Raw genomic sequence first — 19645 nt, forward strand, 5'->3', positions numbered from 1 at the left:
ATGCGGGCCTTTTTCTTTGGGCCTTGGCTATTTTAACCTAAAAATATCCTTTCCAGCGCCCCCACGGTGATATTGCCGTGGTTGTCTTCCGACTCAATGTAATAACGTACGTCTCCTCCGCCTGGCGGTAGTTGGGCGGTGTAATAATCGGCGGAGACGGAAGCGCCGGTTTGGCTGGGGTAGGGGCCGTGGTTGGTCATTTTAAGGCGTTTTTCGCCGTTTTCCGTGCGCATGATCAGGGTGACCCGTTTCAATCCGGAAATGTCGTGGATAAAAGTGTGTACGGTGGCTTCCTTGGGGGCAGGTTGCAAGCAGCCTTGGCCCCAACGTTGGCCGCCGGGATTTTCCGGGGTGACCCAGGGCGGAAAAATCGTCGGGCCGGTGCGGTCGTTGCCGGCTATGTCCCTGGCGGCGGAACCTAAGCGTTGCCATCCCAGATTAGCGGCTTCGGTGACTTGGCCGTCCCACACATCCTGACCCGTCCAGTACCAGTAACAACTGGTCTCGGCGGTCAGCATCAGGCGGATGGCCTGGGGCAGGGCGGGATAGTCAGGGAAGTTATCTTCTACCGTGTGCACCAGATTCTGGAATGCGGTCAGCACCGCCCAGGAATTCAGATCCTGCGAATAGGCTTGGTCATAGCGGCTGAACCACTTCATAAACTGGGGGTCGCCGTTGTCGGCGCCGCTCCATGAACCGGGTTCGATATGAATGGCCTGGGCAGGATCGGGCGGAAATTGTTGCAGATAATCTTCAATGGTGGTCAATTCAAATCGGGGATCTTGCTGGAGCCAGCGGACCATCTGTCCCGTGTTGTGACCGTAGTAGCTATCCGCCCCACCGCCGTGATTGTCGCCATCAGAGTGAAGCAGGAAAAAAGGTGGATGCTGAGGATCAAAATGGCCGGTTTTGACAATTTGTTCATAGACTTGCCCCAATACTTCCGGGTACTGTAGGGCGCCGAATCCGCCCCGGGCATCCTCATTGCCAATGTAACGCTCCGCGGGGACGGCGATAATTTTGTGGACTTCTCCAGTAGGATCTTCGTAAGCGACATATTCCGGCCGCAGCAGGCTTGGCGATATTTTCGATCCCGCCCACACATTATGCAGTTGCAACCAGTCATCCACGGGGGGATTGATCTGCTCCGCTGGGTTGGGCGGCAACATGCCTTCCTCGATGCCAGCGTAAGGATAGTCTCGGCAGGCCCGGTAGCGGTGGATGGAATCGTAGATGACAGCTTCAATGCCGGCCTGCTTCAACGCTGGAATCATACGGACATGGAAAGCAGTCTCCGGCGGGAAAAGCACCCGGGAAGCTTCAACGCCAAATTGGTCGCGAATAAGCTGCCGGTGCCATTCTATCTGCCGCACAATATTGCGGGGCGGAATCAAAGGCATCAGGGGATGAAAATAGCCAAAAGCGGAGAAAGCCAGGCGCGGATTGCCAAGCTCGGTCTTGGCGCTGACCATTTCTCTCAGTTCATTCTTCCATCCCGAAAAACGGCCGCCGCACAAACCTTCCGCTTCCGCCCGGTTCAACTGCTCGATCAGCGATCCGCTCCAGCTGGTGGACAAGCCCCCGTGGGGTAAATTACCCTCGATATATTGGCGAATCGCCATGGGAACAAAGCCGGTGTAATTACCTACCCGGGACCCGAAGATTTCTTCCTTCTCGCCATCCCAATAATTGGGATCGGCGGCCCGGTAATAAGGTTGGTGCATGTGCTTGTGGATGCCAAAATAGACTTTGACGCCGTCCACGGATTCGATTTTGGGCGTAGCCGGTTTGGGGGCGATCAAAGTCAATGGACGAAATTCCTTGATCCAATCCCCGCCACCGGCCTGGCTCAAATCCGCCTTGCGGCAACCCTCGATCTGCACGGTTATATCGCCCCCGCCAAGCAACCCTTCGGGAATTTCTGCAACATAGCTACAGCCAGTTTTATCGCCTTTGATGCAGCGGATCGCTTCATCCTTGATAATTTTTTGGGTTCCTTGCCCATGGAAAATGACTTGTGGAAATGGAATTTCGCCATCCGCCTGAAAAGAAATGGAAAAAGCAGGGTTTTTCCCCTGAGCATTACATTGCAGTTGTTGTGGAATATCGATATTTAGAAACCGGGTAAAAAGGCTCATGCATTAACTCCTGTGTTTCTTCATAAAATGGCGGAGCTGAAGCAACCTGTCAAGCACGGCTAACCTCGCCTATAACTAAACCGGTTTCATGGCTCCCATCAACAAGAGCGGTTGCACATTGAGTATTTTCTCAATAATCCATGTGTGCATAAATCATATATGTTTATGTTCATATATAACATTTTGAGGGGTTGCCAATGAATGCCTACGCCCATCCTTCTCCGCATCCTGAAACTGTACTCGCCAAAGCAGTCCTGCGCGCCTCCGAACAGCTTGGACTCAAACAGGCCGAGTTGGCCGCGGTCATTGGCATTCACCGCACGGCGGTCAGCCGCTTGAAAAAAAACCGCGCTCTCGATCCCCATTCCAAGGAAGGTGAGCTGGCGCTGTTATTGATACGGTTGGCCAGGGCGTTATTTGCCTTGACGGGTGGCGACAAGGAATGGATGCTTCTTGTAAACCCGTTATTTTCCATTTTCGATCATGCTCGCCAAATAATCCGGTAATTGTCCCTGATACTCGCCATGGACGATATCGCCCAAATGCCACCACCAATGCTCTAGCGGCTTATCGGGGTGATCTTCCATTACCTGCGGTTCTATATTTTCATCGGCGTAATTTAGCGCTTCATCTAATAGGATTTCATCAATGATAAAAACCTCCTTACGTTCAGATGGAGTCAATTGCTCCCATTCTTCCTGTAATCTATCGCGGTCTGTCAACGCATTAATGCTTATTGGGCGGGCGTCGTTGACCTCGATATCGTAGCTGCGAACCATATATAGGTCAGCCATATTTTTGATAAATATCGTCTATGGTATCAGGATATAGGGTAATCAAAAGCCCGCCGGTTCATCCCCGCACATGCGGGGAACGCAATTGCAGTCGGGAGGGTGTCTAATGGGCACTCGGTTCATCCCCGCACATGCGGGGAACGCGCGCAAATATTTTGCCGCAGTATAAACACTGCCGGTTCATCCCCGCACATGCGGGGAACGCAGAACCAACATGACGAAGTGATGGAGGGGCAGCGGTTCATCCCCGCACATGCGGGGAACGCCATTTAAATGACGAATCAGCATTGCTAACAAAACGGTTCATCCCCGCACATGCGGGGAACGCGCGGCGGTAAAAAATAGCAGCCGAGTAGATATGCGGTTCATCCCCGCACATGCGGGGAACGCGAAATGTTAACCCCTATGGTAAATGACACAGACGGTTCATCCCCGCACATGCGGGGAACGCGATATTTGACTTTGCTGTATCGTATGGCTATACGGTTCATCCCCGCACATGCGGGGAACGCCGAGACCGGCGTATACAATCTGCATCCCGCGTCGGTTCATCCCCGCACATGCGGGGAACGCACCTAAATCAGACTCATCAAGAAACTGACGGACGGTTCATCCCCGCACATGCGGGGAACGCCGCCGGTGCAGTAGAAAGAAAGCATTGTTGTTCGGTTCATCCCCGCACATGCGGGGAACGCGTTGATGACGCCAACGACTTTCTTGCCAGCCATACGGTTCATCCCCGCACATGCGGGGAACGCAACAATGACCATACCAGCCCGGAGAACGCCGACGGTTCATCCCCGCACATGCGGGGAACGCTAATACTCTAACAGTCCGATACGGTAAAAACTCGGTTCATCCCCGCACATGCGGGGAACGCGACGGCGATGAGATCGCCGCGACCGAAGCTGATCGGTTCATCCCCGCACATGCGGGGAACGCGCGACTTCGACAATTAACCGTTGGGCGATGGACGGTTCATCCCCGCACATGCGGGGAACGCCACCAACACGGCTTCCGTGCCGTGCCGGATTGCGGTTCATCCCCGCACATGCGGGGAACGCATTAACCTAATGTCGCTAATTAGCGCCTCTGTCGGTTCATCCCCGCACATGCGGGGAACGCGCCCTTTTCTGCGACGCTTAATTGTAGCCTGGCGGTTCATCCCCGCACATGCGGGGAACGCGTCTTTGTGCTTATTTTGAGAGACGCCCATTCTGGTTCATCCCCGCACATGCGGGGAACGCGATAGTGCAGATAGCGCGGTGCCGACATACAAACGGTTCATCCCCGCACATGCGGGGAACGCGCCAGTGACCATTTTTGGATGCTTGGAACTGCCGGTTCATCCCCGCACATGCGGGGAACGCTCTTTCATCTCCATAATGTCTAGGATTGTCTGCGGTTCATCCCCGCACATGCGGGGAACGCAACCGTTTCTCTTGTTATAGCGAAAAACATATCGGTTCATCCCCGCACATGCGGGGAACGCTTGATCTGCGCCATCTTCTGCATTAGGCTCATCGGTTCATCCCCGCACATGCGGGGAACGCAACCAAGTCATAATCGTATGTTGACGCATAGCCGGTTCATCCCCGCACATGCGGGGAACGCCTAACACGTCTAATTGCCGATGCCGAATCCCACGGTTCATCCCCGCACATGCGGGGAACGCCTCGTTATATTGGTCGATTGACAGACCAGCAACGGTTCATCCCCGCACATGCGGGGAACGCTCGGTCTCAAACCAGCGCCGGTGGCGTTTTGGCGGTTCATCCCCGCACATGCGGGGAACGCAACAAGTCGCTGGCAGTTAGGTTGTTTATGATCGGTTCATCCCCGCACATGCGGGGAACGCCTCATCCCATTTGTGCTGCCACAACCCCTTGACGGTTCATCCCCGCACATGCGGGGAACGCCCGCACCCTTGGGGAGCGCTGACGCCAGCATTCGGTTCATCCCCGCACATGCGGGGAACGCTTGCATCGCTACCAGGCAGTTCCCAGGTTTGCCGGTTCATCCCCGCACATGCGGGGAACGCGGCCTCGGCAACATTGTTAAATGTCGCTCCATCCGGTTCATCCCCGCACATGCGGGGAACGCTCTCCTAACCCTGGCGTGGCGATCCAGCAATACGGTTCATCCCCGCACATGCGGGGAACGCTCTTTCCGGGTTACCCCCAACGCCTCAGCCATCGGTTCATCCCCGCACATGCGGGGAACGCTTGTTAAGGTCTGAAATCATGGCTTTAACTGTCGGTTCATCCCCGCACATGCGGGGAACGCCGCATACGCTTCGTTTGCCTTGGCGACAGAATCGGTTCATCCCCGCACATGCGGGGAACGCGCGCACGCGGTATATCCGAGTCTTTGCTAACAACGGTTCATCCCCGCACATGCGGGGAACGCGTCACGGCAAAATGCCGAGGACGGTTTGCCATCGGTTCATCCCCGCACATGCGGGGAACGCAAAATTAGGCGACTGCATGATGACATCGCCGCCGGTTCATCCCCGCACATGCGGGGAACGCATCAATAGCGCCGGCGCCTGGGACTGCGTATGCGGTTCATCCCCGCACATGCGGGGAACGCACTTCCATCAATCCCTTGATATTCAAGAGATTTTGGAAGCAAGTAAATTGTACCAGCGGAATGCCCGTATGGGTATTTTTATAACCTGTTGAAATTTCAATGGATTTGCTTCTGCCTTTTTGTTAAAGAGCCCATCTACCAGCCGTCCTTGTGTTCCTCCTGTGGTTCCGGCAGGAAAGATACCAACTTGAGACCGTCAAGTTCAATGGGAATTCGGCGGTTCTTGCCCACGGTGTCGAAGTCGAAGCCCGACTCCGTGTTGGTGCTCCAGATGATCACAGCATTGCCGTCTTCGATCCCCGCCTTGACTTGTTCCCACAGCATTTCCCGCACCCTCCGCGATAGTTTGCCCACATAGACACCGGCACGGACTTCCACCAGCCAGACGGCGAGGCGCCCACGCAGTCGTGGTGGGGCGTTTTCAACCACGATGACCAGCATCGCCGATATTCTCCGGGTTGGGAATGGCCGGGGGGACGGTTTCCTTGGGAGGCTTTGGAGGCGCCAGGCCGCCGGCGGCGAGAAGCTGTTCGATGGTGGGGATGATCTGTTTCAGAATCTTCTTCTGCCGGAACAGGTCACGGCAGGCTTGACGAACCTGACGTTCGGCCTGCCGGGGTTTCTTGGCCGCGATGCGGAAAGCCAGGGGCACCACGGTGTCGAATTTGAAGATGTCGGCGATATCGTAGACGAAGGAGAGCGGCTTGCCCGTGTGGATGAAACCGACCGCCGGGGCGTAACCCGCCGCCAGCACCGCCGCTTCGGTGATGCCGTACAGGCAGGCGGTGGCCGAGGAGACGCAACGGTTGGGCAGGTCGCTGGCGTCCCAGACTTCCGGATCGTAGTCCCGTCGTTTCCATTTGACGCCGTACTGCCGGGCCAGCAGCTGATACATCTTGCGCACCCGCACCCCCTCGATGCCGCGTAACTGCTCGACGCTGCGTCTTTCTGGCGGTTTTTCGCCGAAACGCAGCTCGTACATCTTCCGCACCACCTTGAGGCGGGCCTTTTCATCCAATGCCAGTTTGGCTTGATACAGCAGGTGGTCGGCCCGGGCGCCACCCGGCTGGCCCGAGGCATAGAGGCGGACGCCGGCCTCACCGACCCACACCAGCAGGGTGCCGACCCGCGCGGCCAAGGCGGCGGCCCGGTGGGACACCCGGGTGCCCGGCTCCAGCATGATGCAGGCGATGGAACCAACCGGAATTTGGGTCCGTACCCCGTTCTGGTCCACCACCACGAAGGCGCCGTCGATGACATCGATCTGGCCCTTCTCGATGAAGATCATCGACACCCGTTCCTTCATGGGGATGGGTTTGAGCGGCGGCAGCATCACACTCTCCTGACCAGCATCAGGCCGCAGCCGAAGGCCTTGGCCGGGCCGATGCCGTTGTACAGTGCCTGGACGAAGGTATCCGGTTCGGTGACCGTGAGTAGGCCGGTGAAGTCCAGGGTGCTGAAGTGAATGGTGCGGCTGCCCTGGCGGCAGTGATGTTGCCGGTAGCCGTCCACCCGCACGGCCTTGGGATCGAAGCGGAAACCGTGCCGTTCCCCCTGGCGCTGCAGCCACTCCAGGCCGGCGTCGTGGGCCAGGGTCATCAGCGGGGGGCGCTCGCTGGCCGGAAGGGCTTTCCAGTTCATTCGCCGTTTGCACTCCATGACCACGTCGTGGCGTTCCTGCCCCCGGCGGACGACCGGATTGGCCCGCAGGCTGAAGGCCAGGCGCTGTCCCGGCCGCAGGCGGGGGGCGAGGGGCTTGGGCGGGTCGATACGCCACAGTCCCAGAGGATTGACCGGTGGACGCCAGGAAAGCAGGAAATAGCGCGGCCGGCCCCGGTGAACGTCGCGGCGGTAGAGAAAGTCGCGTCCGGCATCGGGGTCGGGGTCGAAAAGCTGCCAGAGCATCTGATGCTCGCGGTACGCATCCCCCAGCTGCCGGACGATGGCGCCTGTGTCGGGGTGTGCGAGGAGGGTGAGCCGGGTCAGGTACATGATCGTCTCCTGTCAGGCCATGGCGTGATGTTCGTCGCGGGTGGCGAACTGCCAGCGCCGCCGGCTGCCGGGCAGGTCGCGGCGGGGCACCACCCAGAGTTTTTCTTGCTCGGTGAAGCCGTACTCCAGGCCGGCCGGAAGCGGTTCTTCCCAGAAGTAGCGGTGTTTCTCCGGTCGCTTCAGGGGGCTCAGCCGCTCGTCAGGGGGGAAACGGTCAAAGCCATCACGTAGTGTGGTAGTAGTGACGACCCGGGGGTTCAGGGGGAGCGCCGGCGGGCAGGATTTGCGTCCCAAGTAAAGCACGAATCGGGGCTGTCGTAGCGCCTTTTCCAACTCTTCCAGGGAATGGGGCGCGTACTCCCGGCGCCACAGGGCGCAGGTCCAGGCGGCCTCGACCTGGTAATCGCGCTGGGACAGGATGGTGTAGAGATCGTCCACCGAAAGTTCTTCGCGCCGGGTGTGGAAACGGCGACCCCTTCGGGCCGGGGGCACCTGAGTGGTGTGATAGTCGCGCAAAAGCTCCCCTTCGGCGTCGATCCGCACCGCCAGGCCGTAGCCTCCGGCTAGGGCCGCCAGTTCCTTCTCCTGCTCGCGGGTCAGGCCGAGCGCTGCGCCCAGCAGGCCGGTGATCTGGGACTTGCCCGGATGGGTGGCGGTAGGGCGGTATTCCCCCACTGCCGGCTCCCCCCAGCTGGCCAGCGGGCCATAGAGCTGGAACAGCAGCAGCTCAGCCATCGTCCAGCCCCCCTTTGGCATAAGCGATAACCTCGGCAAGGCTGCCCTGGCGGGTCAGGGTGTTCATGACCGCGGCGTTCGGGTCGCCATCGCCGTAGGCCTGATCGAGACACTGGCGCTCGTTCTCCAGGGCCTCGATGGCATTGGCCAGCAGGCCGTCCCGGCCGGCTTCTGCCGGCTTGAGGTAGGCTACCGCCAGGCTGCGGGGCTGGCTGTCGCCCTTCTCGCACAGGACGTAGCTGGCCCGGGCGCGGGAGGCGAAGCTGTTCTGCTTGCCGGTGGGGGCGACGATGGCGGCACTCTGCACCAGTGCCTCAATGGTGCGTTCGGCCAGCTCCCGGTCACCGCCGAGGTTGTCCACCAGCAGACGGCGGTCGAGACAGAGATAGAGATAGAACAGCCCGGCGCCGAATTCGGTTTCCCCCATGTGGCCGGCGCCCACGTCCTCCTCGCCGCGGTTGAGGTCGTCCACGGCGGTGTAAAAATCGTCCTCCACCGCGACTTTGTGGACGGTGATGGCGTGAGCCACCTGACAGGCGGCTTCGGTGTTGAAGCGGGGCACGTCGGCGAGCATGCGGCCGAACAGGGCGATGTCGGCGGCGCTGTGGCGCTGGCGAAGCAGATTGAGATCGTCTTCTTCCGGGCCCTGGCCGGTTTCGATCAGGCGCCGGACCAGCGCGTCGATGGCTGCCTGCTCCTCGGGGCTGAAATGGGCCAATTGTTCGATGTGCAGGGCCTCGGCGCTGCCGTCGTCCTTGGGTTTCTTCAGTTTGCCGAACACCTGGGCGATCTGCCGCGCCCACTCGCGGGCCTGTTTCTCCGCGACGCCGCCGGCGGTCAGACGGTTGAAGATCTCCTCTCCCATGCGCTTGGTGCGGATGCCGAGATGACCTTTCAGTTTCTCCTGGAACACCTCCGAAGTCCGCCAGGCGCGCTTGAGGCTCTGGGAAGAAACCCGCAGCCGTTCGGCCCCGCCCATCAGGGCGGTCTTGGGGCGGCCCAGGTCGTCGCGGTTGAGGTTGGCGGGGGGATAGGCGGTCAGAAGATGCAGTTGGATGAAGCGTGCCATGGTTCGGTCTCCTTCAGGCGGTTTTCGGCAGTTTGGGGAAGTAGGCGAAGGCCCATTGTTTCTGAATGTTCGGCCCCCACCAGAACATCGACTCGGCCAGTTCGTACAGGTTGGCCTGGTGGTCGAGCAGGGCGAGGATGCGGATCATGGGGCGGTAGAGTTCAGCGCGCGGCGTGCGCAGCAGGCGGCGGAAGCGCAACTGTGACACCACTGGCCGGTCGCCTTTGCTGCGGGCCATGCGTTCGGGCAAAGTGGTGGTGTCGTGCAATACGGCCTGTTCCGCGTGTGGGTCCAGATGGGCGGCCAGACCGGCGATGAGCGGGATACGCTCGATCCAGCCCCCATGGTCCCTGACCGGTGTGGCTTTGAGGCGGGTGATCAAATCGATGCTGACCGGAAACAGGACGGCATCCCCGGCGGATTTGGCCCGGCGCAGTTCGGCACGGGCGCCGCGGTCCTGGGCGAGGCCCAGCCACCAGTCCCGCAGCGATTGCCCGGCAGACACGTGCGGGGCGAAGGTTTGCAAGTTCATGCGGCTTTCTCCTTGGGTTGATTGATGAGCAGGAGTTTTTTCAATTTGGCGCCATAGAGTTGTTTCACCAACTTGTCCCGGGCCAGGGCCACCCGTGCAGGATCGGAAAAGGCCAGTTCTTCGCTGGCGGTATGCTCGTCGAACAGCGCGAGGGCGGCGGCAGTCAAAGTCCGGTGCCACTGGCCCAGCAGCGGGCGGCCGTCGTCTCCGTGTTCCAGGGCGGTAAGCAAAGCGGGCAGCAGGGCATAGAAATCGGCCTCGGTGTGCTGATAGAAGGCGTCGGTGAGGAATCCGGTGTCGCCGCGGACATCGCCGGGGCGCTTGAACCACGCTTCCTTGACCTGTTTTCTCACCAGGTTGGCGCAGACTTCCGCCGCTTCGATCAGCTGGCCGACCCGTCTCGCCAAGGTTTCGCGGATGTCGTCGGGCACCTGGTACAAAGGCAGGACGGCCTCGTACCAGCTGCGCGGTTTCATGTTGTCCATGTCGTAACCGAAGGCCCAGACGATCAGACGGCCGCTGCGGATCTCGCTCTGGATCTCCCGCACCACGATGGCGGGGGTGACGCGCTGTTTGCCTTCCGGTTCCTCGTAGATCAGTCCCAGCCAGTGACGGTAGGTGATGCCGCCTGGTTGGGGATGGAGGGGTAGGGGTTCGGCGTTGTCCCGTTCCTGGTAGGGCGTGAGGGGGTGACGCCAGGCACCAGCGTAGTTGATGCCATAGTTGAGGGTGACGTAGTGCGTCAGCAGGCGGTCTTTCCGCTGGCACAGGTCGCAGACGCCGTCACGGGTGTGGTCGAAGTCGAGGCGAATGCGCCGGGGCATGGCCCAGTACATCTGATAAGGGTGGGCGTCCTCGGGCGTGACGGTCTGACTCTTCTCGCTAGTGCGGGTGGGGGCGAGCCAGGGGAAGATATATTCGTGACCGGTCAGTTTGCGGTTGCCGGTCAGCCGGACGGTCTCGGGCAATACGTTGAGCCACAGGTTGTGCCACAGGGTGTCCGGCAGACCGCTGCCCTCCAGGTCCACGGCTACCAGGGTGGTGAGTGGTCCGCCGCCGCGCAGGGAAGTCCGGTGTCCGGCCCCGCCCGACGGGGCGTTGATCTGCAGGGTGAACAGGGCGGTGACCGCACAGACGGGGCATAGCGCCTCCACATGGCCGCGCTTGATGAAGTGGTCGGCGTTGTTGCGCAGGGTGTTGTCGCCAGGGGCCTCGATCAGCAGCGAAGCGATCTCGTTCGTGGCTGGCTTGCGTTTACCATTCAGAGATTCGAGTTTGTCATAGTCCTGCATGAAACGCGGCCCGGTGCCGTCCACCTCGAAAGCTGTGTGATAACGGGAGAAGGCGGCATCCAGCTGTTCCTTCGTGGGTGGACGCTCCAGCCGCTCCTCCCATTCGTCGTCGTTCTTTGGCGCGAGGCAGGTCTGCAGCAGGCCGATGAGGAACTGGGCCAGGGCACCGTTGAAATCGGCCCGGGGACTGTCGAGGGCGACCGGGGGATTGTCCTTCGCGGCAATCTCGGCCGGTCGGATCAGGGTACGGGTGCCGTCTTGGAGACGGACGGGGAGCCAGGGGGTGTCGAGCAGGTTCATCATTTCCTCCAAAACTCTATCCGAAGCACGCTTCCTATCTGAATGGCACGGAGGCGACGGATGATGGAAATTATCAATAAATACAATAGGTTACTTGATATCCCGTCCGATATCTTTTGGACAATCGTTTCTATCAGCATGGTCTGGACCTCCGGAGGAATCTTGAATTTGCGTTGATATTATCAGCATCAAAAGACTTACGCAATATTTTATGTGTTACAATGGAGCGTAGTCTGTTCCCTTAAGTCTTAAGGGATGATCCGTCTTTTGATGCGGATGAAGGGTTTAGGCCCAATACGTTCCCTGCTTCGGCAGGGATTGACTTTGTTGTACAACTCCCTCTGCACAAGCAGTTCAAGGGCTGGCAGGATATGTCTGACTGGATCAATATGGCGGACTAGATACGAACCTAGTCTAGCTACGCGTAAGGCTACTCCGGAAAGAAAAGTCCCTGGGTTTGAGAATAGACAAGCGCTTTGGTTCGTGCCTGTTCGGTCTGAACCGATCCAATCCAGTCATGCGCTTCTTCTTGATGCATGACGACAACCACACCCCATTTTCCCTTTCCTGGCAGACCTTCCTTCAGTTTCAGCCAGTTTTCCTGTGAGATTCCTGATGGAATGACCTCGCGCTCCGCTAGGGTCTGCCGCAGGGTCAGGCTGCTCTCCAGCCAGGCTTCCGGGGTGGTGTTGTCGGTGTGCAGCGGCAGCAGGCGGCCTTGTTCCAGCCGCGCCAGCCACACGGTGGTAGTCGGCTCGCCCAGGCGGGTGGGGGCGGTGTCCTCGTCGAGCCAGGGACCGTCCAGCTGGTAACCCTGTTCCAGAGGCAACGCCTTGTCCTCGGCGATGCTGGTCTTGCCGCGGTAAAGACCATCGGCTTCCAGAGCTTTTTCCTGCAGACGCTCGGGGAAGTCGTCAAACGGATCGGTGCCATAAACCCCCTCGATCAACTGGCGGGCGTCGTCGGGCATGGTGAAGCCGCCCTTCTCCCGCAGCAACTTCATTGCCAGCCACAAATGGGCGTCCTCGGCCTCGTACACGGCCGCGGTCCCCGGCAGGGCCCGGCGCAGCCAGTCGGCGGCCGGATCGTCGTTCCAGGGCGGGGCCAGCACGGTCAGTTTCGGGATGCCGCGCCGGTCCGGAGCATCGGGGGTGAAACAGCCTTCCCGGTCGCGGGGATGACGCTGCAGGCGGCCGGCGCGCTGGATCAGCAGGTCGATGGGGGCCAGATCCGAGATCATCACATCGAAATCCAGATCCAGGGACTGTTCCACCACCTGGGTGGCGATGAGAATCCGCCCGCGGCGCTGTTCGGGGCCGGAATGCTTGCCGAACGCGGCCAGGACCCGCTGTTCGATTTCCATTCGGTCGTGGAGGATGAAGCGGGCGTGGAACAGATCCAGGTGCCAGTCCGGGTGGTTTTGCCGCAGGGTTTCGAAGCGCCGGCGGGCGTCATCCACCGTGTTGCAGATCCAGCAGGCGCAGCGGCCCTGGGCGACCGTTTCGGCCAGGAGCGTCTCGGCTTCGTCCTCCCCCTTGATGAAATCCACTTTGACACGGCGGGCCACTTCCGGGCGGGTGGCCAGCGGCTGCCGGTGAAGCTCATCGCCGCCGAAGACGGTGGCGAGCGGATAGTCCTCGGTCGGTTCGATGTCGTCGATCTCCCGTCCCATCCCTTCGGCGAAAGCCCGGATCAGGGCGCTTTTCTGTCTGTGGGGCAGGGTGGCCGACAGCAGGATGGCGCTGCCACCGGCCCCGGCGTGGGCGCGGAGCAGATGTTCGAGCAGCCGGTTCATGTAGGCGTCGCAGGCATGGACCTCGTCCACGATCAGCACCTTGTCCAGCAGGCCGAGCAGACGCAGGGACTGATGGCGGGAGGCGAGGATAGCCAAAAGGGCCTGGTCGATGGTGCCGACCCCCACTTCCGCCAGCAGGGCCTTCTTGCGGTTGTCGGCCAGCCAGGCGCTGCAGCGGGTTGCGGCCGCTTCGGTGCCGTCGCCGTAGTCGTTTTCCGGGGGCGGTGGAGGGAGGAGGCGGTCACGCACCAGTTCGGCCCGGCTGTGGGCCAGCACCAGGGAAGGCTGTGCATCGGGGACGAACAGTCGGGCATAGACCGGTGGCTTGCCGCCACCGAGACGCTGATACATACCGTTGGCGGTGGCCATGGTGGGCAGACCCAGGTACAGTCCCCCACCGCCGTTCTTCCGCAGCAGCCGCTGGGCCAACAGCAGGGCCGCCTCGGTCTTGCCGGCGCCGGTGACATCCTCGAGGATGAACAATTGCGGGCCTCTGCCCAGGGGGACGGTTTCCGCCCACTGCTGCAGCGGGGTGGGTAGCAGGTTTTGTGGCGGATCGGCGAAACAGTCGGCCAGGGTGAAACGCTTTGCCGGCGGGTCCGGATTCAGGCCGGCGGCCTCGATGGCCTTTCCGGCCCGTTCGAGGGCGTGGTTCCAGTAGTCACCGAGCGGCAGGATGTCCTCGCAGTAGGGAAAGAACTCGCGGTTGGAGCCGAGCCAGTCGGCCAGCACGGTCAGCCCCGCCAGCCACCAGGTGGCTTCGGCGGGGATGTCGATCTGAGGCAGCGTATTGCTGCCTGCCAGATCGATGACGGCCTGGAGGAAGGACCGGGCGGCCTCGACATCGCATTCCTCGAACGAATCACTCAGGCAGCTAGAGATGTCTTCACCTGGGGGCTGGCCGTGGTGGCCGGTGACCACCCGCATCCAGGCATCGGCATCACTGTTGCTGCTCCGCCGCCGCAGGTGCCGGGTGGATATCTGCGGCATGAGCCTGTGTTTCCACAGGACGTAACCCAGGGTGTCGTGGCGGGTGGGATAGCCCCTGTCGCTCTTGCGTCCCTGTAACTTTTCGAGCAGATCGGGACGCAGGTTCTGGAAGCCGGTGGCGAACTTGCCCAGATCGTGAAGAGCAAAGAAAATTAAAATACAGGTTTCCAGATCATCGCTTTTCAGCCTGGTTAAAATTTCCACTCGTTGACGCCAACGGTGGAAATGGCGCAGCAGTGACACACCACAAGCAGCTACGTCTAAACAATGATAAGGTAACCGGTGTAAATCGTTGTCATTACCGGCTTTGCCCCAGTATTGAAAAAAATTTAGTGGCAAGGTTTCAGTATTTGGATGGTATTGGAATCTGAAAAATAGTTCAAAATAGCTTGTCAACTATTGAATCCTACCGATTTTCCCATAGTGCATTGTGTATTTGGAAGTTTTTATTTTTCGATTTTTTGATCTTGTGTTGATGAGATGAAGCATCCTGTTGTCATTATTGGTATGGGGGAATTGGGTGGTGAGTTTGCCTGTGGATTTCTTCGCGGTGGTTACCCGGTTGTGCCGGTGCTGCGGGGTATGGCAATGGCGGAAGTGGCTGTGCCTGAACCGGTGTTGGTGTTGATAGCCGTGGCGGAAAATGATCTCCAACGGGTGTTGGAGCAATTGCCGATGGCTTGGCGCGATCATATTGTCCTGGTGCAAAACGAGTTAACACCGAGGGACTGGCAATGTCACGGATTGAAAAACGTGACTGTGGCAGTGGTGTGGTTCGAGAAAAAGCCTGGCAAACCCTTGACGGATATTCTTTTTACACCGGTATTTGGGCCAAAGGCCGATCTGGTTATCGAAACGCTGAACCGAATAGGGGTAACGACCCGTCTTCTCGTGAGTGGGGAAGAGCTGATTTTCGAGCTGGCGCGAAAGAGTCTGTATATACTCACCCTCAATATTGCTGCCCTGAAGATGCCAGTCAGCGCTGGGGAAATTTGGCGGCATCACAATGAGTTGGCATGTCAAGTGGCCGGTGAGGTGCTGCAGGTGTTGGAATTGCGTTTCGGCCGGCCATTGCCCCGGCAATTGATGATTGAGGCCATGGCGGCGGGTATCGAGGATTACCCAAACCGTCCTGCCAGAGGCCGCCGGGCCGTCGAGAGGCTTGAGCGGGTTTTGGCCGATGCCAGAGATGCTGATTTGGTGTTGCCTGTTCTGGAAGGTATTGGCGCCGATATTTAAACGCCGGAAATGGCCTTACTTTGCCGCCACCATTCGTTTCAAATAGGTATTGTTTAGTGTTTCTGTTGGCGGCGTTTGGTTGTCGGCCTTGTCGATTTGTTCTATCAAGGCTTGTGCCTGGTTGAGGATTTGCTGGCGGCGTTGCTGAAGGTTTTCCAGTACCCCCGTGACTTCCTCCTCAACCTGCTCAAATCCGGCATCCAGGCCGTTTTTAAGGCCCCGCAACGCGGTTTTTTCCAAGGAAGGTTGGAGCAGGCGGTGGAGGAGGTGGGGGATGAGCCAGGCGAGAAGGATCAATAGGCCGCTGTGGATGGCAAAGTCCAGCCCCAGGTATTCGCCTTCACCCAGGTAGCCTTGGTAATAACGCATGACCACTTGATAACCGGCCCAGCCGCTGGCGGCCAGGGGCAGGAGGATTCGCAGAATACCGGTTAGTTTCAGTGCGAACCGTTGCAACCGGTTGCCAGGGTTGGCCAGGGCCAGGCGCAGGGATTTTTGCGCTTTGTCCACCAGGGTGTCGGCCAGCTTGGGTTTGTAATCCTTGAGGGCTTTGCGGACCGGTTCGGCGGGGAGGCCTAGTGACTCGGCTTCCAGGGCGGCCTGGTCGAGGGCGTCTTCCAGGCGTTTTTGCACCCAAACATCCATCATTAACGATTGGGTTAATTGGGATTCGTCATTGTCTTCCGGGTCGCTAGGTTTCTGGCGTTTTAGCCGTTTTTGGCCTTTGGCGGTGACTTCCTTGGCCAGCGCTTGCAAGGGCCATTGGAGGCCGGGAGCCAGTTCTTCCAGGGTTTGACGCCAGTGTTGGCGCCAGCGCTGAATCAGGGTTTGGAACGCTTCGGATTCTCCCAGCGCTGATTGGGTTTCTTGCAGTATTTGTTTCAGGGCCTGGCGGTGGGCCTGTTCTCCCCGGGCTTGCAATTGGGAAATGGTATGGGAGTTGGCCAGCGCCGTGAGGATTTCTTCCAGCTTGCCGAAATCGTCTGGTTTGCGGGCGGTAATATCTTCACGGCTGTCGCAGCGCAAGATGATCGGATTTTGGAACCCTGCTTGTTTTAATTGGGCGGCGAAGTCGTCAATTTGTTCTTCTACCCCTTGATCCCAATGGTTCATGACAAACAGCCAGGCGTGGTCGCGGGCGTTTTCCAGCAGGATTTCCCAGCCTCTGTCGTCGCGGTAGCGTTCCGGGCTGACGACATAGATCAGAATATCGATGTGGGGCAGCCAGGCCAGGGCCAGTTCCCGGTTGGCGTGCTCGACGCTGTCGATATCCGGCATGTCGATCCACAGAATGTCCTTGCGGTTATGGTTGCGGTGATGGGCGGTATTGACTTTTTCCAGGGGCATGTCGGAAGGCAGGCGCTCGATTTTTACCGACTCGTGGGCGAACAGGGTCACTTCGCGGGAAGTGGGGCGTTCCACGCCGGTTTTGGCTATGGGTTCTCCCGCCAGGCGGTTGAGGAGAGTGCTTTTGCCCACGCCGGTGCCGCCAAAAAAGGCCACCACCAAAGGCCGGGCGCTGGAAGCGAATAAATCTTCTGGAGAGGCGGTTTCCAGCTGCTTAAGGCGCTGCAATTGGTTTTGTGTTAACCAGCCGGCTTCCGCGGCTTGGCTGGCCCATTGCCGGGCCTGCTGCAACAGGTTACTGGAAGAGGGATTTGAGGCCATAGCGTTTTTCCTGTAATTCTTTTTCTGCTGCTTCCAAGGTTTCGGAATTTATGCCAAAGCTGGTGTCGGCGTGCATGTGTCGGGGCAGGGCTTCCAGGGGTTGTTGAAGTTGCTTCTCAAGCAATTCACGGACCGATTGCAATTGCGTCTTTTTTAATTTGTCGGCGACCCGGTCCAGGTACTTGCCCAGGGCGCTTTCGGTGAGCAGGGAAGTGATGGACAGCACCGCCGGGGCGAGGACGAAGTCCTGGGGACCGATGCCGCCGGTATGAAAAACCACCGCTAGGGCGGCGGCGTCCGCGGTTACTCGGGTGGCGCGCAGGCTGTTGAGGGTGGCGGGCATTTCTTCCAGTTTGTGATAAAGTTCCTGAGCGGCTTCTTCCACCTGGGGTTGGAAATCCTGGTAATAAGCTTCCACCGCGGTTTGAAACTGTTTTTTCCATTGGTCGTGACGTTGCCGCAAATGGGTGGCCAAGGCTTGCCACCACTCCGAAAGCATCGCCTGGGACTGGCTGTTTTCCTGGGCGGCTTGTTGCAACTGTAATAAAGCATGCTCCACGGCATTTTGCAGGATAACCAATTCCTGAATGTTTTCACCGGTCCGTTTCGGTTTGCGTTTGAACAGGGCCCGGATCGGCCAGGTAATGGCCTTGCGGAAATACATCATGGGCTTGGCCAGCCCCGGCACTTCCAGCAAGATCAACAGTTCCGCCAGGGCGCGCTGGAAAGTCTCGTAAGCGTAGGGGTGGTCCAGGTAATCGTGGCGGTAAATTTCCACCGCTTGCACCAGGGTTTTGTCCACCAATTGGCGCCATGCTTTCTGGGCCCGGATTTCGGCCCGCACCGGTTCGGTCCACGCGGGCCAATGTTTGCGGGCCAGTTGTTTGATAGGGTCTTCCAGCGCTTGACGGTTGACTTGTTTCATCACTGCTGGCAGATGTTGCGCCAGTAGTTGATGCCCCTTTTCTTTCAGCAAGTCCAGCGCTTGCATGTATTCCAGGGTAACCACCGGGCGCGGGGGATCGCTGCGATAGCGTTGCCACTTTTCCCGCCAGGATTTAAGCAGGGTTTCCCGGTGGGCAGGGCGGACTTTATTGAGGCAAACCAGGGTTGGTTGTGCCAGAGGTTCCAGTAACTCCAGCATTTCCCATACCGATTCGTCGGCGTATTTATCCTTGCTGACCACAATCAACAGGATATCGGCCAACGCGGCGGTGCGGATGACGTTGTCGCGGTATTGACTGGCGGTAATCGAGTCAAAATCGGGGGTGTCCCAGATCATGACAGGCTCCAGGGTGGAGGTCGCGGGGCGCTGGACAAATTCCACGCCGATGCAATCATAATGGTCTTTGGGAAGTTCAGTCACCGGTAACTGTTCCTGGCCGGGAAAAAAGTCCTTCAGCCAATCCGCCTGGGCGCGCTCGACTCCGTAGAGAAAGGCCTGTGGATGAATGGTGTAACCCGCCAGGGGGCTGACGCCGGCTGCTTCTGTTCCCATCAGCAGGTTGACCACCGTGCTTTTGCCCGATTGGGTTGGACCCAATACCACCAGTTGCAGGGGATGATCAGGACGGTTCTTGTTCAAATTGGTTTTTTCCAGGGCAGCCTTGGCCAGCGTCAGGGACGGTAAGTTGCTGTGCAGGAGGGAGGCCAGGGGGGAATCTTTGGGGAGATGGTCGATGATCTCGCGGCTGCGGTCGTGCAAACGGGAAAGAAGATCCTGTAGGGTCATAATCGTGTGGTGTGGTTATTCGGCGGGCAGGGCAGGGGGATGTTCCAGAGTGCGCATGAATTGTTCGGCCTGGGCGATGGATTTGTCCATCACTTCAATCATGCCGGCGATATCCATCGTCACGTGAACCAGTTCGTGCTGCAAGGCGGCGATGGCCTGGGCGTTGAGGTTGTGCTTCAAGTAAAGCACCTGGTCCCGGAAGGCATTGAGCACCGGATCGATCTTGCTTTCCGCCCGGCGCATGGCGGTCATCAAGGTTTTGTAATGGCGTTGGGTGCGTTTGAGTTTTTGCCGGCTTTTGCCACGCAGGGAGCGGTTGGTATATTGCTCCAACTCCTGTTCCCATTCGTGAAACAGGGCGATGGCCAGATCCTCAATGGCGTCGATATGGTCGCGGACTGCCTGGGCTTTTTGCTCGCTGAGATCGAACTCGCGTTTCAATTGTTTGTAATATAAAAGCAAGCCGCCGCCGTCAAATTCCACCAATGCGGAGAATTTTTCCAGGGTGGTTTGAAACTGATCCCGGGTTTCTTCCAGGCTGCCGCGCGCGTCTTCCACCCGGGCTACCAGAAAGTCTCGCTTGTGACTGCCGCTGGTGGATTCGGCCAATTGGTAATACATGCGCTTGAAGCGGCCACCCACAAATCGTCCCAGACGCTGGGTGAGGGTAAGGCGACGGCGGTGTTTCATGGGTAATTTCATAGCGCGGAATACACTGGCAACTCGATTAAGTAATGCGTATTGTAACAAAGTAAAGTATGAACTGAGTCTGACAGC

The 19645-nt window shown here is 58.9% G+C and carries 14 protein-coding genes, 1 pseudogene and 1 CRISPR repeat array; of the genes and pseudogenes, 2 read left to right on the forward strand and 13 right to left on the reverse strand.

Features of this window, described 5'->3' with window-relative positions; genetic code table 11:
- Positions 1–32: 32 nt before the first annotated feature.
- Positions 33–2138 carry a glycosyl hydrolase family 57 gene (locus AXA67_12665; protein KXJ39894.1) on the reverse strand — a complete coding sequence of 702 codons (2106 nt, stop codon included), beginning with the start codon at positions 2136–2138 and terminating at the stop codon, positions 33–35.
- Positions 2139–2335: 197 nt separating this feature from the next.
- On the opposite strand from AXA67_12665, the pseudogene AXA67_12670 reads away from it, so the two are divergent.
- A pseudogene (locus AXA67_12670) lies at positions 2336–2584 on the forward strand (hypothetical protein).
- A gap of 18 nt (positions 2585–2602) precedes the next feature.
- On the opposite strand, the gene AXA67_12675 reads toward AXA67_12670, so the two are convergent.
- From AXA67_12675 to AXA67_12715, 9 genes are all read right to left on the reverse strand, one after another.
- Positions 2603–2917 carry a hypothetical protein gene (locus AXA67_12675; protein KXJ39895.1) on the reverse strand — a complete coding sequence of 105 codons (315 nt, stop codon included), beginning with the start codon at positions 2915–2917 and terminating at the stop codon, positions 2603–2605.
- A gap of 69 nt (positions 2918–2986) precedes the next feature.
- A CRISPR array of direct repeats spans positions 2987–5524; the repeat unit is 29 nt; unit sequence CGGTTCATCCCCGCACATGCGGGGAACGC.
- A 135-nt stretch (positions 5525–5659) separates the two neighbouring features.
- Positions 5660–5965 (reverse strand): type I-E CRISPR-associated endoribonuclease Cas2, encoded by a 306-nt coding sequence (locus tag AXA67_12680; GenBank protein ID KXJ39896.1) that lies wholly within the window; start codon positions 5963–5965, stop codon positions 5660–5662.
- Positions 5946–6857 carry a type I-E CRISPR-associated endonuclease Cas1 gene (locus tag AXA67_12685; GenBank protein KXJ39897.1) on the reverse strand — a complete coding sequence of 304 codons (912 nt, stop codon included), beginning with the start codon at positions 6855–6857 and terminating at the stop codon, positions 5946–5948. Before AXA67_12685 ends, AXA67_12680 begins: the two co-directional genes overlap by 20 nt.
- The gene (locus AXA67_12690) at positions 6857–7516 is read right to left on the reverse strand and encodes a hypothetical protein (protein KXJ39898.1); all 660 of its coding nucleotides are present in this window, start codon (positions 7514–7516) and stop codon (positions 6857–6859) included. The genes AXA67_12685 and AXA67_12690 overlap by 1 nt, the downstream gene beginning before the upstream one ends.
- A gap of 12 nt (positions 7517–7528) precedes the next feature.
- Positions 7529–8251, reverse strand: coding sequence for a hypothetical protein (locus AXA67_12695; GenBank protein ID KXJ39899.1), 723 nt, complete (start codon positions 8249–8251; stop codon positions 7529–7531).
- Complete coding sequence (locus AXA67_12700) at positions 8244–9320, reverse strand: type I-E CRISPR-associated protein Cas7/Cse4/CasC (GenBank protein KXJ39900.1); 1077 nt, start codon at positions 9318–9320, stop codon at positions 8244–8246. The genes AXA67_12695 and AXA67_12700 overlap by 8 nt, the downstream gene beginning before the upstream one ends.
- Before the next feature lie 13 nt (positions 9321–9333).
- Entirely contained in the window at positions 9334–9852 is a 519-nt protein-coding gene (locus AXA67_12705) for a hypothetical protein (GenBank protein ID KXJ39901.1), read from the reverse strand.
- A complete protein-coding gene (locus tag AXA67_12710) occupies positions 9849–11444 on the reverse strand; it encodes a hypothetical protein (protein ID KXJ39902.1) in 1596 nt (531 codons plus the stop codon). Before AXA67_12710 ends, AXA67_12705 begins: the two co-directional genes overlap by 4 nt.
- 430 nt (positions 11445–11874) lie before the next feature.
- Positions 11875–14625, reverse strand: a complete 2751-nt coding sequence (locus AXA67_12715; GenBank protein KXJ39903.1) for a hypothetical protein — start codon at positions 14623–14625, stop codon at positions 11875–11877.
- A 111-nt stretch (positions 14626–14736) separates the two neighbouring features.
- On the opposite strand from AXA67_12715, the gene AXA67_12720 reads away from it, so the two are divergent.
- A complete protein-coding gene (locus AXA67_12720) occupies positions 14737–15468 on the forward strand; it encodes a hypothetical protein (GenBank protein ID KXJ39904.1) in 732 nt (243 codons plus the stop codon).
- A 15-nt stretch (positions 15469–15483) separates the two neighbouring features.
- On the opposite strand, the gene AXA67_12725 is transcribed toward AXA67_12720, so the two are convergent.
- From AXA67_12725 to AXA67_12735, 3 genes are read right to left on the reverse strand one after another with little or no spacing between them, the layout of a single operon-like run.
- Complete coding sequence (locus AXA67_12725; GenBank protein KXJ39905.1) at positions 15484–17136, reverse strand: hypothetical protein; 1653 nt, start codon at positions 17134–17136, stop codon at positions 15484–15486.
- On the reverse strand, positions 17111–18868 hold the full coding sequence (locus tag AXA67_12730) for a hypothetical protein (protein ID KXJ39906.1): 1758 nt from the start codon (positions 18866–18868) through the stop codon (positions 17111–17113). Before AXA67_12730 ends, AXA67_12725 begins: the two co-directional genes overlap by 26 nt.
- Before the next feature lie 15 nt (positions 18869–18883).
- Positions 18884–19570 (reverse strand): DNA repair protein, encoded by a 687-nt coding sequence (locus AXA67_12735; GenBank protein ID KXJ39907.1) that lies wholly within the window; start codon positions 19568–19570, stop codon positions 18884–18886.
- Positions 19571–19645: the final 75 nt, after the last annotated feature.

This window comes from Methylothermaceae bacteria B42, from assembly GCA_001566965.1.
Taxonomy (GTDB): domain Bacteria; phylum Pseudomonadota; class Gammaproteobacteria; order Methylococcales; family Methylothermaceae; genus Methylohalobius.

Coding starts and splice junctions, on each gene's coding strand:
- AXA67_12665 (KXJ39894.1), bottom strand. CDS start 2,138: ATGAGCCTTTTTACCCGGTTTCTAAATATCGATATTCCACAACAACTG.
- AXA67_12675 (KXJ39895.1), bottom strand. CDS start 2,917: ATGGTTCGCAGCTACGATATCGAGGTCAACGACGCCCGCCCAATAAGC.
- AXA67_12680 (KXJ39896.1), bottom strand. CDS start 5,965: ATGCTGGTCATCGTGGTTGAAAACGCCCCACCACGACTGCGTGGGCGC.
- AXA67_12685 (KXJ39897.1), bottom strand. CDS start 6,857: ATGCTGCCGCCGCTCAAACCCATCCCCATGAAGGAACGGGTGTCGATG.
- AXA67_12690 (KXJ39898.1), bottom strand. CDS start 7,516: ATGTACCTGACCCGGCTCACCCTCCTCGCACACCCCGACACAGGCGCC.
- AXA67_12695 (KXJ39899.1), bottom strand. CDS start 8,251: ATGGCTGAGCTGCTGCTGTTCCAGCTCTATGGCCCGCTGGCCAGCTGG.
- AXA67_12700 (KXJ39900.1), bottom strand. CDS start 9,320: ATGGCACGCTTCATCCAACTGCATCTTCTGACCGCCTATCCCCCCGCC.
- AXA67_12705 (KXJ39901.1), bottom strand. CDS start 9,852: ATGAACTTGCAAACCTTCGCCCCGCACGTGTCTGCCGGGCAATCGCTG.
- AXA67_12710 (KXJ39902.1), bottom strand. CDS start 11,444: ATGAACCTGCTCGACACCCCCTGGCTCCCCGTCCGTCTCCAAGACGGC.
- AXA67_12720 (KXJ39904.1), top strand. CDS start 14,737: ATGGGGGAATTGGGTGGTGAGTTTGCCTGTGGATTTCTTCGCGGTGGT.
- AXA67_12725 (KXJ39905.1), bottom strand. CDS start 17,136: ATGGCCTCAAATCCCTCTTCCAGTAACCTGTTGCAGCAGGCCCGGCAA.
- AXA67_12730 (KXJ39906.1), bottom strand. CDS start 18,868: ATGACCCTACAGGATCTTCTTTCCCGTTTGCACGACCGCAGCCGCGAG.
- AXA67_12735 (KXJ39907.1), bottom strand. CDS start 19,570: ATGAAATTACCCATGAAACACCGCCGTCGCCTTACCCTCACCCAGCGT.